The following is a 14611-nucleotide window of genomic DNA, read 5'->3' as shown; positions in this document are numbered from 1 at the left end:
TGGTAGTGTTCCCCAACAAGAAGACTATGGGAGAACGCCCTTGGCCCACATCGACCTTTCCGCAGCCCCGTTCAACCTCGATGACGACGCCATCGCCTGGGTCCACACGGTGCATGAGGGGCTGACGCCGCGGGACAAGCTGGCCCAGCTGTTCGTGCTTCTCGAACGGGGCGCGCCAGGCGAGGTCGAGGATGAGGTGCGCAGCTTCCGGCCTGGCGGCATTACCCGCATCTATTCCGACGATCTCAATGCCGAGATTGCGCTGGCGCGGTCGCTGGGCACGATCAGCCCGATTCCGTTGCTGGTGAGCGCCGACCTCGAAGGCAGCCGGATGAGCCTGCCCTTTGGCACCAATGTGCCCAATCCGCTGGGGCTGGCCGCCGTCGATGATGTAGAGGCAACCACTGCCATTTCGACCATCATGGCGCAGGAGGCCCACGCAGTGGGGCTGAACTGGAGTTTCACCCCGGTCATCGACATTAATGCCGCCTGGCGCAGCGCCATTGTGGGCACGCGCTCCTATGGCAGCGATATCGACAAGGTGGAGCGCCACGCGCTGGCCCAGATCGCGGCCTTTCAGGCCAATGGCGTTGCCGCCACCGCCAAGCACTGGCCGGGCGAAGGCTATGACGATCGCGACCAGCATCTGGTGACCACGGTCAATCCGCTTGGGATGAACGAATGGGATGCCAGTTTCGGGCGCCTTTATCGCAAGGCGATCGAAGCGGGCGTGCTCAGCATCATGTCGGCCCATATCGCGCTGCCGGCCTTCGTCAGGGCGCTGGAGCCCGATGCCACGGCCGAGGCGTTCCGGCCGGCTTCGATCAGCAAGATTCTCAACCAGGACCTGCTACGGCGGGAACTGGGCTTTAACGGCCTCATCGTGTCCGATGCAACCCCGATGGCGGGGCTGGGCGACTGGGGCCCGCGCGACGAGGTGCTGCCCGAGCTGATCATTGCGGGCTGCGATGTGATCCTGTTCACCGACGATCCCAATGGCGACCTGATGCGGCTCGTCAAGGCCGTGGCCGATGGCCGCCTGACGCAGGAGCGGGTCGATGAAGCCGTAACCCGCGTCCTGGGGCTCAAGGCGGCCCTCGGCCTCCACAAGGAGCGCACGGAACCCAATATCGACGATGCACGACGCGTGGTGGCCACCGAGCAGAACCGGCAGGTGGCGAGGGAGGTGACGGCGCGGGTGCCGACGCTGGTCAAGGACGTGCGCGGGCTGCTGCCGCTGAGCCCGACTAGGCACAAGCGGGTGCTGGTCTATTCGGGCGGGGTCATCAACCCATTCGTGCCCCACCCGCTGCCGCTCAGCCTGCCCGAGCGGCTGGAGCGCGAGGGTTTCGCGGTGACGCTGCACACGCCCGAGATCGCCGTCGATGCCAAGGATTTCGATCTGGTGCTGTATCTGTTTGCCGAGGAGACCATCCTGACGCGCGGGCGGATCTTCCTCGACTGGCACAAGCTGACGGGGTCGGTGTTTGGCGCTATGAAGCGCCACTGGCACGACATCCCGACCCTGATGATCTCGTTCGGCTATCCTTATTACCTGCACGACGCGCCGCGCGTGCCGACCTATGTCAACGCCTATGGCTCCAGCGAGGAGATGCAGGCGGCCGTGGTGGAGGCCATTCTGGGTCGCGCACCTTTTGCCGGGAAGAGCCCGGTGGATCCGTTCGTGGGGAGCGAACAGGGCAAGTACTAGCCTACTGCGGCGGGGTGCCGTTTTTGGCCAGCACGTCGCCCGCCAGATAGAGCGAGCCGCAGATCAGCACCCGCGCATCGGGGTGGATGGCAGCGGCCTTGAGGGCGCTGACCACCGAGCGCATGGGCCGGGCGGCAAAGCCGGCGGCCCGGGCCTCCGTGGCGATATCGGCGGCCGGAAGAGCATTGGGCTCGCCCGGAATGGTCAGGGTCAGCACTTCATCCACCTGCCCGGCAAAGGGGGCGAGGAACTGGCTGGGCGAGCGGTTGTTGAGCATGCCCATGATCAGCACCAGCGGCGCCTTGCGCCGGGTGTTCATTTCCGCCAGCGCCTGCGCCAGCGCGGCGGCGCCATGCGCGTTATGGCCGCCATCGAGCCAGAGCTCGGCACCGGCGGGCAGCAGATCACGCAGCTTGCCATGCAGCGGCGACAGGCGCGCCGGCCAGGTGACATTGCGCAACCCGCGAGCGAAGGCGTCCGCGTCGACCGGCAGGCCGAAATGGCGCGCGGCGGCTATGGCCAGCGTCGCATTGTCGAACTGATGGGCGCCGAGCAGGGCGGGCGGCGGCAGATCGAGCAGGCCCTGTTCGTCCTGGAACACGAGGCGCCCATCCTGGGCGGCGCCCTGGAAATCCTCGCCCTGGAAGATCGGGTTGATGCCGAGCCGGCGTGCGGCGCGTTCGAGCACGTCGCGGCCCTCGACATGCTGCAGGCCGATCACCGCCCTGGAGCCGCGTTTGAAGATACCGGCCTTGTTGGAAGCGATTTCGGCGATGGTGTCGCCGAGGAAAGCCTGATGGTCGTAGTCGACGGGGGTGATGATCTGACCCAGCGGCTGCTTGACCACATTGGTCGTGTCATAGGTGCCGCCCATGCCGGTTTCCAGCAGCAGGTAATCGGCCGGGGTTTCGGCAAACAGCGCGAAAGCGGTGGCCGTGGTGATCTCGAAAAAGGTGATCGACCGCCCGGCATTGACGGCCTCGACCCGCTCAAGCGCCGCATTGAGCTGACGGGTGCTGACCAGCTTGCCGGCGAGGCGGATGCGCTCGTTGAAACGCACCAGATGCGGGGAGTTGTAGACGTGGACGCGCTTGCCCGCCGCCTCGAGAAAGGCACGCAGATAGGCGATGGTCGAGCCCTTGCCATTGGTGCCGGCGACATGGATCACCGGAGGCAGGTGATCCTGCGGGGTGCCCAGCGCATCAAGCAGCGGCAGGATCCGATCGAGGCTGAGATCGATCAGTTTGGGATGGAGGGCCGACAGGCGAGCGAGAATAGCGTCAGTGCGCGACATGGAAATCCACCAGCAGAGATTGCTGATGGGTATCCTTGATTGCCGCGCGGCTCAATGGGTGCGGCCGGGCCGCTAGCGGCCCGAACGTCGCAGCTATTCGGCGTGGGCGCCTGCGGGGGGCGTGATCAGGTCGTCATCGTCGCCTTCGGCGGCAAGCACGGCTTCGCGCATGCTGGCCTGGGCCAGGACCGGCGCGGTGCCGGTGAGAACGCCGGGCGATTCCGTCTTGGTGAGGATCGCCGAGAGCGACCCGATGGTGGAGCGCAGGTTGTGGCGATGCACGACCATATCGACCATGCCGTGCTCATAGAGATATTCCGAACGCTGGAAGCCCTTGGGGAGCTTTTCGCGAATGGTCTGCTCAATGACGCGGGCGCCGGCAAAGCCGATCATCGCACCCGGTTCGGCGATATGCACGTCGCCCAGCATGGCATAGGAAGCAGTGACGCCGCCTGTGGTGGGGTTGGTCAACACGACGAAGAAGGGCAGGCCCGCTTCGCGCAGGCGCAGCACGGCGACGGTGGTGCGCGGCATCTGCATCAGGCCCAGAACGCCTTCCTGCATGCGCGCGCCGCCCGAAGCGACGAAGAGGATGAACGGCGTCTTGCGCTCAACGGCGGTTTCGAGGCCGGTAATGATGCCCTGCCCTGCCGCCATGCCGAGCGAGCCGGCAAGGAAATCAAAATCCTGCAGCGCCACGGTCACCGGGCGCTCGAACAGCTTGCCGGTGGCGACGATGACGCTGTCGTCAAAGCCGGTCTTGGCGCGGTTTTCCTTGAGCTGGTCGATATAGCGCTTCTGGGCGCGGAACTTCAGCGGGTCGACGGCCACTGCCGGCACCGGCACCAGCGTATAGGCGCCATCATCGAGGAAGGTCTTGAGCCGGTCGGCCGGCTTGATCTTCATGTGGTAGCCCGAATTGGGCACCACCCACTGATTGGCTTCGAGATCGCGATAGAACACCATCTCGCCAGACTCGGGGTCCTTGACCCAGAGGTTTTCCGGCGTGTCGCGCTTGTTGTTGAGGAACGAGCGGATTTTGGGGCGGACGAAGTTGTCGATCCAGTTCATGGCGAAGCCCTTCGGCGGTGTCCTAGATACGCAGGACGTAACGATCAATTGTGGCGAATGTTATCAGGCGCACGGATAACGGGTAAAGGCAGTGGGGACAATCCCACCACCTTCATCCCCGATAAGTGCACAGGCTATGGGCGGGCGCGCTTCACGCCCGAGGCCAGATCGGCCACGATGTCGCGCACGGCCGAGACCGTGCGGTCGGTTGCCTTGCCGTCGGCCAGCGAACGGGCGACCGCATCGACCAGCACCGAGCCCACCACGATGCCATCGGCATGCTTGCCGATATCGGCGGCGTCTTCGGCCGTCTTGATGCCGAAACCCACCGCCACCGGCAGGTCGGTGTGGCTCTTGATGCGATCGACAGCTTCGCCCACCGCACCGCGCGACTTGATGACGGCGCCGGTCACGCCGGTCATCGACACGTAATAGACAAAGCCCGACGTGTTCTTGAGCACGACAGGCAGGCGCTTGTCGTCCGTCGTCGGGGTGGTGAGGCGGATGAAGTTGATCCCGGCCTTGAGCGCGGGGATGCAGAGCTCTTCGTCCTCTTCAGGTGGCAGGTCCACGATGATCAGGCCATCCACGCCGGCGGCCTTGGCGGCAGCCAGGAACTTGTCGACGCCGAAAATATAGATGGGGTTGTAATAGCCCATCAGCACGATCGGGGTGTTTTCGTCCTTGCGGCGGAAATCTTCCACCATACCCAGCACGCCGCGCAGGGTCTGCCCGGCTGCCAGCGCGCGCTGGCCGCCCAGTTGAATGGCGACGCCATCGGCCATGGGATCGGAGAAGGGCATGCCCAGCTCGATGATATCGGCCCCGGCCTGCGGCAGGGCTTCGAGAATGGCCTGGCCGGTGGCCAGGTCCGGATCGCCGGCCATGATGAAGGTCACCAGCGCCGGGCGGTTCGCGGCCTTGAGATCGGCGAAGCGCTTATCGATACGGGAGGTCATGGTTACAGAAGCCCCAGATATTTGCCGACACTCTCAACGTCCTTGTCGCCACGCCCCGAGAGGCACAACACGATCGACTCGTCCTTGCCCATGGTGGGCGCCACCTTCATCACCTGCGCCAGGCCATGGGCGGATTCCAGCGCCGGAATGATGCCTTCAAGGCGCGTGCAAAGCTGGAAGGCGTCGAGCGCTTCATTGTCGGTGACCGGCGCGTAGGTGACGCGCTTGGTGTCGTGCAGATAGGCATGCTCGGGACCGACGCCGGGATAGTCCAGGCCCGCCGAAATCGAGTGGCCTTCCAGAATCTGGCCATCGCTATCCTGCAGCAGATAGGTGCGGTTGCCATGCAGCACGCCGGGACTGCCGCCGGTCATCGAGGCGGCGTGGCCATTGTCGGAGTCGATGCCGTGGCCGCCCGCTTCGGCGCCATAAATCTTGACCGAGGGATCATCGAGGAAGGCGTGGAAGGTGCCGATGGCATTGCTGCCACCGCCCACACAGGCCACGACGGCGTCGGGCAGCTTGCCTTCGGCGTCCTGGAACTGCGCCTTGAGCTCGGTGCCGATGACCGACTGAAAGTCGCGCACCATCTCGGGATAAGGATGAGGACCGGCGGCGGTGCCGATCAGGTAATAGGTGGATTCCACGTTGGTTACCCAGTCGCGGAGCGCCTCGTTCATGGCGTCCTTGAGGGTGCCGGCACCCGCAGTGACGGGGCGGACTTCAGCGCCGAGCATCTTCATACGCAGCACGTTGGGCATCTGCCGCTCGACGTCGGTGGCGCCCATGAAGATGGTGCAGGGCAGGTCGAACTTGGCGCAGACCGTTGCCGTCGCCACGCCATGCTGGCCGGCGCCGGTCTCGGCGATGATGCGGGTCTTGCCCATGCGCTTGGCCAGCAGGATCTGGCCCAGGCAATTGTTGATCTTGTGGCTGCCGGTATGGTTGAGCTCTTCGCGCTTGAACCAGACCTTGGCGCCGCCCAGATGCTCGGTCAGGCGCTTGGCGTAATAGAGCGGGCTGGGACGGCCGGCATAATGCACCGACAGGTCGCTGAGCTCGGCCAGAAAGGCCGGGTCGGTCTTGGCGGCACGGTAATGAGCCTCGAGGTCGAGGATCAGGGGCATCAGCGTTTCGGCGACAAAGCGCCCGCCATAGAGCCCGAAGCGGCCATGCTCGTCAGGGCCGTTGCGCAGGGAATTGGTGCCGTCCATTGGGAAACCCCTCGAAGCCCGAGGGAAACCCCGGAGCGATAAGCTAACCGGCCGCTCGGGCGTTCCGGATGAACGCTTCAATCAGCCGCTTGTCTTTGACACCGGGCGCGCTTTCAACGCCCGAGGACACATCGACCGCAAAGGGTCGTACCGTCCGGATGGCGTCGGCCACGGTCTGCGGCGTCAGGCCTCCCGAAAGCATGAAGGGGATGGACGGGTCAAGCGCCTTGAGCAGGCCCCAGTCGAAGGTCTCACCCAGCCCGCCGGGGCGATCGGCGCCCTTGGGCGGCTTGGCATCGACCAGGATGCGGTCGGCGACGTCGACGAAATTGGCCACATTGGCCACGTCCTCGGCCGAGCCGATCGGCACCGCCTTGATAATCTCGACCCCGGCCTCGGTGCGGATGGCTTCGACGCGATGGGGAGATTCGGGGCCATGCAGCTGGATCCAGTCGGGCCCGAGCGCGGCCACTTCGGCGACGCAGCTATTGTCCGGGTTGACCAGCAGCACGCAGGTTTCCACCCGGCCGCGGGCATGGGAAATCAGCGTCGCGATCTCTTCGATGGAGGCGTGGCGGGGGGAACGCGGGAAATGAACGAAGCCGACCATGTCGGCGCCGGCGTCAATTGCATTGTCGAGGATGCTGCGGGTCTTGATGCCGCAAATCTTGATAATCAGGGGATCGGCCATTTCGGGGTCGCTCAGCGCAGCTCCAGGAGGTCATCGACTTCGGCCAGCGGGCCGGAGCCGGCCAGGCCTTGATTGCGGCGGAGCTTTTCCAGCTCGCCATTGAGCATGTGGGCCTCGCGGCGCCAGTGCTTTTCGCGCCGCCGGTGCTGGCCTTGCGCGAACCAGGTGGCCGTGCCCCCCAGCAGAACCCCAACCAGCAGCACCACGTAAAGCACGACGAACATCGGCACGCCGTAGCCGGGCGTCACCGCGCCATCACCCGGGGCGAAGGGGTTGAAATTGACGGCGACGAGCTGGGTGTTGGCCAGGGCAAGCACAATCAGCCCCAGGCACAGCGGAACAAGGACCACCCAACCGACAATTTTGTTGACCATACGCTGGCGACCTATGGAGCCCTGGCTCCGCTACGAACGGTTGAGCCGTTCGCGGATTTCCTTGCCCGCCTTGAATTGCGGTACATATTTCTCGCCCACATCGACCTGTTCGCCGGTACGGGGGTTGCGACCCACGCGCGCCGGGCGATTCTTGACCGAAAAGGCACCGAAGCCGCGCAGCTCGACACGATCGCCGCGCGCCATGGCGTCGCCGATTTCATCGAGGATAGCGTTGACGATGTTTTCAATGTCACGCTGGAACAGATGCGGATTTTCCGCCGCGAGTTTCTCGACGAGTTCCGACTTGATCATCCATAGCTCCAGGTATGGCGTCCGACCCATTTGCTCAGGGTGCGGAGCCAACCTGCCAAAGCGAGACCAGCCCGTCAAGCGTGATAGGGCCTTCGGGCAGGCCAAGGGCGGCTCGCGCCTGTCCATTGAGGAAGGTTCCCACAAGATCAAAGCCCTGCGAAGGCTTGGGCCACACGGTACGAACCTCAAGATCGCTGGCCAGACCGCGTTCCGCCTCGAGCCAGTCGATTGCCTCAAGCTCGCCGCCAATGGCATCGATCAGGCCGAGTTCGACCCCGACGCGGCCGGTGACGATCCGTCCATCAGCCAGCCCCAATGCGGTGGGGCGCGGCAGGTCGCGGCGTTCGGCGACGATATCGACGAACCACTGGAAGCTGTCATCGACCAGCTCGGCCAGTGAGGCCCGGGCCGCGCCTTCAAGCGGTTCGTTGACGTCGGGCTCGGCCTTGAGGGGACCCGAAGCCACCTTGTCGAGGCCGACGCCGATAGTGTCGAGGAGCTTGCCGGCATTGACGTGTTGGTAGAGCACGCCGATGGAGCCAACGATGGACAGGCGCCGGGCAAAGATCTGGTCGGCGGCGATGGCGGTCATATAGGCAGCCGAGGCGCCCAGCTCGCTGATTACCGCGATGGTGGGCTTGCTGGCGCGCAGCTGGGTTAGCGCCTCGTAGAGCTCTTCGCCACCGGCCGTGGTGCCGCCGGGCGAATTGATCGAGACGATGACTGCCTTGACGGCGTCATCCTCCCCGAGCTTTTCGATGGCGCGCAGGCGGGCGCGATCGGTGGTGATGGTGCCGTCGATGACCAGCCGGGCCACGTAATCGCCCGTCCCGCCCTGTGGCAGGGCAAAGCGTCCGAGGCCGACGATGACGGCTATTGCCACCGCAATGAAGGCCAGGACACGCCACAGGCCACGCGAGCGCCGGTAGGTTTCGGCGGCCAGCAGGCGATGCGCATTGGCGGGGTGACTGGATTCAGGCTGGGTCGGCTCGGTCATCTTGGCCTCAACACGAACAAAGGCAGGCGGTCAGCGGATCAGAAGCGCTTCACCATGAAACGCGCCGCATCCTCGTAGCTCGCGAGCTTTTCGGCAAGCTCGGGCGCCGCAACGACGCGGAAGCCGTGCTTGTACCAGAAGGGCAGCGAGCCGTTGACCGCGACCAGGCTGACGCTGGCGAAGCCGCGTGCCCGAGCGTGGCGCAGAATTTCCCCGACGATCATCGCCGCGGCGCCGGTGCCGCGGGCGGCGGGCAGCAGGGCCAGGTCATGCACGTAATAGGTATCAGCATCGGCCGGAATGGATCCCAGCAGGGAATTGAGCGCCGGCAGGTCCTTGAAGCGCCAGGGATGGGACAACAGATAGCCCGAGGGCACGCCATCGACCTCGAGCAGGCGCGTGCCATCGGGATAGAGCCGCTGCCGCTCTGCGAATACTGCCGCATCTTCGGGAAAAGCCGGATGCACCGCCGAAGCGATGGCTTCGAGCGCGGGCAGATCCAGAGTGGTAAGGGCCCGCCAGTGCATTGCCTTGTTCATGGCTTCCTTAAAAAGCAAAAGGCCCGCGCTGTGAAGCGCGGGCCGATAGATTGGACGGGAGAGAATTACTTCTCTTCGCGGCCCTTGAGCGCTGCGCCCAGGATGTCGCCCAGCGATGCGCCCGAATCGGACGAACCGTAGTTGGCGACAGCTTCCTTTTCCTCGGCGATTTCGAGCGCCTTGATGGACAGCTGGATGCGGCTGGTCTTGCGGTCGTACTGGGTGACGCGTGCGTCGACCTTTTCGCCCTTGGAGAAACGCTCCGGACGCTGGTCGTTGCGGTCGCGGCTGAGGTCAGCACGACGGATGAACGCGGTCATTTCGGTGTCAGCGATGCGCACTTCGATGCCGCCTTCGTTGACTTCAACCACGGTGCCGGTCACGACAGCGCCCTTGCGGATGCCGCCCTGGTCAGCGCCAGCCGGTGCGTCCGACGAGGTTTCGCCGGTCGACAGCTGCTTGATGCCCAGCGAGATGCGTTCCTTTTCGACGTCAACGTCGAGGACCTTGGCCTGAACCATGTCACCGCGGTTGTAGTCTTCCAGAGCGATTTCGCCCGACTTCTGCCAGTCGAGATCGGAGAGGTGAACCATGCCGTCCACATCGCCGTCGAGGCCGATGAACAGACCGAATTCGGTCTTGTTCTTGACTTCGCCTTCGATGACCGAACCGACCGGGAACTTCTCGGCGAAGCTTTCCCATGGGTTTGCCAGGGTCTGCTTGAGGCCGAGCGAGATGCGGCGCTTGTCGGGATCGACTTCGAGCACGACGACTTCGACTTCCTGCGAGGTCGAGACGATCTTGCCGGGGTGGACGTTCTTCTTGGTCCAGCTCATTTCGGAGACGTGGATCAGGCCTTCGATGCCCGGCTCCAGTTCAACGAATGCACCGTAGTCGGTGATGTTGGTCACGCGGCCGGTGAACTTGGCCTCGATCGGGTACTTGGCTTCGATGCCATCCCACGGATCGGCCTGAAGCTGCTTCATGCCGAGCGAGATACGGTGAGACTCGTGGTTGATGCGAACGATCTGGACCTTGATGGTCTCGCCGATCGTGAGCACTTCGGACGGGTGGTTCACGCGACGCCATGCGATATCGGTGACGTGCAGCAGGCCGTCGATGCCGCCGAGATCAACGAACGCACCGTAATCGGTGATGTTCTTGACCACGCCGTCAACAACCTGGCCCTCTTCGAGCTGCTGGACGATTTCCGAACGCTGTTCAGCACGAGACTCTTCGAGGATAGCGCGACGCGAGACAACGATGTTGCCACGACGCTTGTCCATCTTCAGAATCTGGAACGGCTGCGGCACGTTCATCAGCGGAGCGATATCGCGGATCGGACGGATGTCGACCTGCGAACGCGGCAGGAAGGCGATGGCGCCTTCGAGGTCGACCGTGAAGCCGCCCTTGACCTGGTTGAAGATGGTGCCTTCAACGCGCTCGTTGTTGTTGTACATCTCTTCGAGCTTGACCCAGCTCTCTTCGCGACGGGCCTTCTCGCGCGACAGAACGGCTTCACCGGCGGAGTTTTCGACGCGGTCAACATAGACCTCGACGATCGAGCCCACCTGGATGGTGCCATCGCGGCCAGCCTGGCCGAATTCCTTCAGTGCAATACGGCCTTCGGTCTTGAGACCGACGTCGATGATTGCAAGGTCCTTTTCGATCGCAACGACGGTACCCTTGACGACGGCACCTTCTAGGGGCTCGTTGTCGACAAAGGAGTCGAGCAGCATCGATTCAAAGTCTTCTTTCGTCACAGTCTGCTGTGCCAAAATCTTCTCTCCTGCACCGGGGGTTGGGGTTGAGGACCGGAAACCCGCCATTCCACAAATGGAAATGCCGGCGCGCGAGCGCCCGATCGAACGTTGATTTGAGGTATTTTCCGGGGCCAGCGCCTGGATGATTGCCGGGGCCGATCCGCACAAGGTTGGATTAGGGTTGTCTAGACGACAGTCCCTGCCTTGCGCGCCATGGTCCCATCGACAATCGCGATGGCTGCGCGGAGTGCGGCCTCTATACCGAGAAGCGTCGTATCGAGCAAGTGCGCGTCGTCTGCTTTGTAGAAGCCGCCATTGGGATTGAGCATGTCGCGCGCATCCCGCTCTTCTATCTGGTGATAGAGCGCGTAGCGATCAACCACCTGCCCGCGCGATTCCAGCTGGCGGGCCCTGCGCTCCATGCGCGCCTTGCTGTCGGCCTGGATGAACAGCTTCACGTCGGCATCTGGGCAGATCTTGGTGCCGATATCGCGGCCATCCAGCACGGCGCCGCCCGGCTGGAGCGCAAAATTGCGCTGGTAGTCATAGAGCGCATCCCGCACCGCGCCGATTACCGCCACCTTGCTGGCCAGCACCCCGGCCCGCGCGGAACCCAGCTCCTGGGGATCGGCGAGATGGCTGGCATCGAGACTGCGCGCCGCGGCAATCGCGGCCGCCTCGAAGCCGGGCTGATCCTCAAGGTCCGCCACGGCGCGCCCCACTGCGCGATAGAGCAGCCCCGTATCAAGGCAGGGCAGGCCATAGTGCTGGGCCAGGCCGCTGGCCAGCGTGCCCTTGCCCGAGGCGGCGGGACCGTCAACCGCGATGATCATGGCGTGGTGTCCTTCACAGGCTGAAACGTCGCCCCGATCGCTGCCATGGCTGGCATGAAATCGGGCAGGTGCGCGGCGATGCCGCTGGTGTCATCCAGCGTTATGGCCTGTTTGCTCGCCAGACCCAAGACGAGAAAGCTTGCGGCGACCTGGTGGTCGCCGTGACTGTGCACGGCACCGCCGCCAGGCACCTTGCCATCACCGCCAATGGTGAGGGCGCTATCGCCTTCGGCCACAGTGACTTTGCTGATGGCCAGCCCCGCCGCCGTCAGCGCAAGCCGGTCACACGACCCCTCGCGCAGCGCGGCGAGGCCTTCGATAACCGTCTCGCCATGGGCGCAGGCCGCAGCCATGGCGAGGACCGGAATGTCATCGAGCATGGCTGCCGCGTGGTCGGCGCTGACCCGGATACCCTTCAAACGCGAGGAGCGCACCCGCAGATCGGCGACATGCTCGCCGCCGATCTCGCGCTGGTTGAGAAACTGGATATCGCCGCCCATTTCGAGCAGCGTGTCGATGAGCCCGGTGCGCGCCGGATTGACCAGCACGTTTTCCACGAGCAGGTCCGACCCCGGCACGACCAGCGCCGCGACCAGCGGATAGGCTGCGGCCGAGGGATCGCCGGGCACCAGGACATGGTGCGGCTTGAGCTCGGTCAGCCCATTGATGCTGACGGTGGCGCGGCTGGCGTCATCATGAACAACGGAAATGCCGGCGCCGAACAGGGCCAGCAGCTTTTCGATGTGATCGCAGCCCGAGGCCGGCTCGACGACGATCGAGGTGCCGGCGACCTGCGCCGCGGCGAGCAGGCACACGGTCTTGATCGCCTCGGATGGTGCAGCCAGCTCCTTTTGGAATGGCACCGGCAGGGAGGGACCGCGCAGGCTCAGCGGCAGCGCCCCATCAGTTGCGTCGAACACTTCAAGGCCGAGGGGCGCGAGGGCATCAAGCAGCGGTGCCAGCACAGGACGCACGCTCGCATCCCCTTCGAGGCGAACCTCGAAGGCATGGGGCGCCAGCAGGCCGAGCAGAAGCCTGGCGGCGAGGGGTGAGGTGCCGAGATTGATCGGCGTCTCGGGCGCGAGCAGCCCGCCAACGCCCAGGCCATGCACGTGCCAGAGGCGATCCTGCGTTTCGATCCCCACGCCCAGCTGCCGCAAGGCGGTCATCAGGATCACAATATCGTCGGTCAGGCGGCCGCCCTCGATGGTCGTGCGGCCCACGGTGAGGGCGCCAAGCGCCAGCGCCAGGCCCGCGATGGAGCGGTCGGCAGGCGTGACGAAACGCCCCGCCAGCCGGTCTGCGCCATGGCTGGCGAGCGGGGTCGGGGCGGCAGGATTGTGAGCAATGGTATCGGTCATGGGCGCGCCGCGTTTAGCATGCCCCGGCGCGGCAAGGCCACAACCTCTGCGCGACGGCGGGCACGTCTCCACATTTTCGGTTTGACAGGGGCAGGGATTGCCCATAACCGGATCGACCGTACTGGGGCAGGTCACAGGATCTGGGGCCCCGCAATCCTTACCACGAGGAACATCGATGGCCAGTTCCGAACGCGGCACAAAACGCACCGATCCCGAAACGGGCAAGAAGTTCTACGACCTCAACATGGACCCGATCGTCTCGCCCTATACGGGCAAGAGCTATCCGCGGTCCTATTTCGAGCAGGTTCTGGTGGGCAAGTCGGCCGCCGCAGCCGCCCGTAAGGTCGAAGAAGAAGACGACGAGGAAATCGAAGACGAAGTCGAGGATGCAGCAGCACCCGAGATCGTCTCGCTGGAAGACGCCGACGCCGAGGAATCGGGCGACGAGGACATCCCTGATGTCGAAGACGTCGAAGTCGACGAAGAACTCGGCGAGGACGAAGCCGACGTGTTCCTGGAAGAAGACGAGGAAGACGACGAACTCGGCTTTGACGTCGGCGGCGACGAAGACCGTTGATTTGAAACACAAATTCAGCCGGCTGGGGATTTTGGCCGGCTGAATTAAAAAGTGTCATTTAGGCACTTGCGCCTTCCGGAATCATCCCTTAGGTTCCGCCTCGTTCGGACGGCACAGTCCTCCGAAACACCCAATGGAATGGGGCCATAGCTCAGCTGGGAGAGCGCTTGCATGGCATGCAAGAGGTCAGCGGTTCGATCCCGCTTGGCTCCACCAATTCCTCACTCATGTGCCGGTTCACGCAGTGCGACCCCCAAGTGGCCGCAGATTGTGGATTGCGACAGAACATGGCCGTGACGGAACCGACCACTAATCCCCTATCGCCTGTTGAAACCCGCGTTGCCGAGATCGCAGATCAGGTCGCGCGCACCGATGGCGTGACCGCTGGCCAGCTGGTTGCCCTGCTGGGTACTGATTCCTACACCCTGGTGATTCTGGTGCTGGCCGTGCTCAACATGATTCCCGGTCCGCCGGGCTATGGCGGCACGATTGCCATTGCCATCATCACCGCTACCATCGCCATGCTGCGCGGCAAGCCGATGCGGCTGGGGGGCTGGGTTGGCGAGCGGGTCTTGCCGCCCAATCTATTGCGGCGCATGATCGAGCAGATGCGCTGGCTCGCTAGCCATGTCGCACGCGTCTCGCAACCGCGGCTCGAGGTTCTGACCGGCCCACGGTCGGAATTGTGGGCCGGCATCTTCATTCTGTTGGTGAGTCTGCCCATGATCTTGCCGATTCCCTTCATCAACGCGGTGCCCAATACGGGGATTGCGGTGATTTGCGTGTCGCGCATCAATCGGGACGGACTTGGCGTGCTCATCGGCGGGGTGATCAGCCTGCTTGGCCTTGCAATCGCGGGCGGGGCGATCTGGGCGGCGATCAGCCTGACACAATCGGTGATGGGGGGATGAGGGC

Annotated in this window: 15 protein-coding genes and 1 tRNA gene; 4 read left to right on the top strand and 12 right to left on the bottom strand. The window is 64.3% G+C overall.

Annotation, left to right across the window (positions count from 1 at the left end):
* Window positions 1-40 precede the first annotated feature (40 nt).
* Window positions 41-1711, top strand: a complete 1671-nt coding sequence (locus tag ACZ5WT_RS06375) for a glycoside hydrolase family 3 protein (protein WP_464286541.1) — start codon at window positions 41-43, stop codon at window positions 1709-1711.
* Window position 1712: 1 nt separating this feature from the next.
* Here ACZ5WT_RS06375 and ACZ5WT_RS06370 read toward each other — a convergent pair whose 3' ends face one another.
* The 12 genes from ACZ5WT_RS06370 to ACZ5WT_RS06315 all read right to left on the bottom strand — a co-directional run bounded on the left by ACZ5WT_RS06370 (window position 1713) and on the right by ACZ5WT_RS06315 (window position 13119).
* Entirely contained in the window at window positions 1713-3005 is a 1293-nt protein-coding gene (locus ACZ5WT_RS06370; protein WP_464286540.1) for a bifunctional folylpolyglutamate synthase/dihydrofolate synthase, read from the bottom strand.
* 93 nt (window positions 3006-3098) lie between these two features.
* Entirely contained in the window at window positions 3099-4076 is a 978-nt protein-coding gene (gene accD / locus ACZ5WT_RS06365) for an acetyl-CoA carboxylase, carboxyltransferase subunit beta (protein ID WP_464286539.1), read from the bottom strand.
* Between the two features lie 134 nt (window positions 4077-4210).
* Entirely contained in the window at window positions 4211-5035 is an 825-nt protein-coding gene (gene trpA, locus ACZ5WT_RS06360) for a tryptophan synthase subunit alpha (protein ID WP_464286538.1), read from the bottom strand.
* Window positions 5036-5037: 2 nt separating this feature from the next.
* A complete protein-coding gene (gene trpB / locus ACZ5WT_RS06355) occupies window positions 5038-6249 on the bottom strand; it encodes a tryptophan synthase subunit beta (RefSeq protein WP_464286537.1) in 1212 nt (403 codons plus the stop codon).
* Window positions 6250-6292: 43 nt separating this feature from the next.
* Complete coding sequence (locus tag ACZ5WT_RS06350; RefSeq protein ID WP_464286536.1) at window positions 6293-6940, bottom strand: phosphoribosylanthranilate isomerase; 648 nt, start codon at window positions 6938-6940, stop codon at window positions 6293-6295.
* Between the two features lie 11 nt (window positions 6941-6951).
* Entirely contained in the window at window positions 6952-7314 is a 363-nt protein-coding gene (locus ACZ5WT_RS06345; RefSeq protein WP_464286535.1) for a lipopolysaccharide assembly protein LapA domain-containing protein, read from the bottom strand.
* Between the two features lie 30 nt (window positions 7315-7344).
* The gene (locus ACZ5WT_RS06340) at window positions 7345-7626 is read right to left on the bottom strand and encodes an integration host factor subunit beta (RefSeq protein ID WP_035099264.1); all 282 of its coding nucleotides are present in this window, start codon (window positions 7624-7626) and stop codon (window positions 7345-7347) included.
* A 34-nt stretch (window positions 7627-7660) separates the two neighbouring features.
* The gene (sppA, locus tag ACZ5WT_RS06335; RefSeq protein ID WP_464286534.1) at window positions 7661-8623 is read right to left on the bottom strand and encodes a signal peptide peptidase SppA; all 963 of its coding nucleotides are present in this window, start codon (window positions 8621-8623) and stop codon (window positions 7661-7663) included.
* Between the two features lie 38 nt (window positions 8624-8661).
* Window positions 8662-9162 carry a GNAT family N-acetyltransferase gene (locus ACZ5WT_RS06330; RefSeq protein ID WP_464286533.1) on the bottom strand — a complete coding sequence of 167 codons (501 nt, stop codon included), beginning with the start codon at window positions 9160-9162 and terminating at the stop codon, window positions 8662-8664.
* Window positions 9163-9227: 65 nt separating this feature from the next.
* Entirely contained in the window at window positions 9228-10901 is a 1674-nt protein-coding gene (rpsA, locus tag ACZ5WT_RS06325) for a 30S ribosomal protein S1 (RefSeq protein ID WP_464287158.1), read from the bottom strand.
* Window positions 10902-11110: 209 nt separating this feature from the next.
* The gene (locus ACZ5WT_RS06320) at window positions 11111-11758 is read right to left on the bottom strand and encodes a (d)CMP kinase (RefSeq protein ID WP_464286532.1); all 648 of its coding nucleotides are present in this window, start codon (window positions 11756-11758) and stop codon (window positions 11111-11113) included.
* Window positions 11755-13119 (bottom strand): 3-phosphoshikimate 1-carboxyvinyltransferase, encoded by a 1365-nt coding sequence (locus ACZ5WT_RS06315; protein ID WP_464286531.1) that lies wholly within the window; start codon window positions 13117-13119, stop codon window positions 11755-11757. The genes ACZ5WT_RS06320 and ACZ5WT_RS06315 overlap by 4 nt, the downstream gene beginning before the upstream one ends.
* A gap of 175 nt (window positions 13120-13294) precedes the next feature.
* Here ACZ5WT_RS06315 and ACZ5WT_RS06310 point away from each other — a divergent pair, with 175 nt between their 5' ends.
* The 3 genes from ACZ5WT_RS06310 to ACZ5WT_RS06300 all read left to right on the top strand — a co-directional run bounded on the left by ACZ5WT_RS06310 (window position 13295) and on the right by ACZ5WT_RS06300 (window position 14607).
* On the top strand, window positions 13295-13696 hold the full coding sequence (locus tag ACZ5WT_RS06310) for a TIGR02300 family protein (protein WP_464286530.1): 402 nt from the start codon (window positions 13295-13297) through the stop codon (window positions 13694-13696).
* Window positions 13697-13836: 140 nt separating this feature from the next.
* A tRNA-Ala gene (locus ACZ5WT_RS06305) sits at window positions 13837-13912 on the top strand.
* A gap of 71 nt (window positions 13913-13983) precedes the next feature.
* The gene (locus ACZ5WT_RS06300; protein ID WP_464286529.1) at window positions 13984-14607 is read left to right on the top strand and encodes an exopolysaccharide biosynthesis protein; all 624 of its coding nucleotides are present in this window, start codon (window positions 13984-13986) and stop codon (window positions 14605-14607) included.
* Window positions 14608-14611 lie beyond the last annotated feature (4 nt).

The sequence above is a fragment of the Devosia sp. T2-14 genome, assembly GCF_055397495.1.
This window is presented reverse-complemented; position numbering and strand designations above follow the sequence as displayed.

Excerpts from the sequence above, each read along its gene's own strand:
- ACZ5WT_RS06370 (WP_464286540.1), bottom strand. The coding sequence starts at position 3,005 with ATGTCGCGCACTGACGCTATTCTCGCTCGCCTGTCGGCCCTCCATCCC.
- accD (WP_464286539.1), bottom strand. The coding sequence starts at position 4,076 with ATGAACTGGATCGACAACTTCGTCCGCCCCAAAATCCGCTCGTTCCTC.
- trpA (WP_464286538.1), bottom strand. The coding sequence starts at position 5,035 with ATGACCTCCCGTATCGATAAGCGCTTCGCCGATCTCAAGGCCGCGAAC.
- trpB (WP_464286537.1), bottom strand. The coding sequence starts at position 6,249 with ATGGACGGCACCAATTCCCTGCGCAACGGCCCTGACGAGCATGGCCGC.
- ACZ5WT_RS06350 (WP_464286536.1), bottom strand. The coding sequence starts at position 6,940 with ATGGCCGATCCCCTGATTATCAAGATTTGCGGCATCAAGACCCGCAGC.
- ACZ5WT_RS06345 (WP_464286535.1), bottom strand. The coding sequence starts at position 7,314 with ATGGTCAACAAAATTGTCGGTTGGGTGGTCCTTGTTCCGCTGTGCCTG.
- ACZ5WT_RS06340 (WP_035099264.1), bottom strand. The coding sequence starts at position 7,626 with ATGATCAAGTCGGAACTCGTCGAGAAACTCGCGGCGGAAAATCCGCAT.
- sppA (WP_464286534.1), bottom strand. The coding sequence starts at position 8,623 with ATGACCGAGCCGACCCAGCCTGAATCCAGTCACCCCGCCAATGCGCAT.
- ACZ5WT_RS06330 (WP_464286533.1), bottom strand. The coding sequence starts at position 9,162 with ATGAACAAGGCAATGCACTGGCGGGCCCTTACCACTCTGGATCTGCCC.
- rpsA (WP_464287158.1), bottom strand. The coding sequence starts at position 10,901 with ATGCTGCTCGACTCCTTTGTCGACAACGAGCCCCTAGAAGGTGCCGTC.
- ACZ5WT_RS06320 (WP_464286532.1), bottom strand. The coding sequence starts at position 11,758 with ATGATCATCGCGGTTGACGGTCCCGCCGCCTCGGGCAAGGGCACGCTG.
- ACZ5WT_RS06315 (WP_464286531.1), bottom strand. The coding sequence starts at position 13,119 with ATGACCGATACCATTGCTCACAATCCTGCCGCCCCGACCCCGCTCGCC.
- ACZ5WT_RS06310 (WP_464286530.1), top strand. The coding sequence starts at position 13,295 with ATGGCCAGTTCCGAACGCGGCACAAAACGCACCGATCCCGAAACGGGC.
- ACZ5WT_RS06300 (WP_464286529.1), top strand. The coding sequence starts at position 13,984 with ATGGCCGTGACGGAACCGACCACTAATCCCCTATCGCCTGTTGAAACC.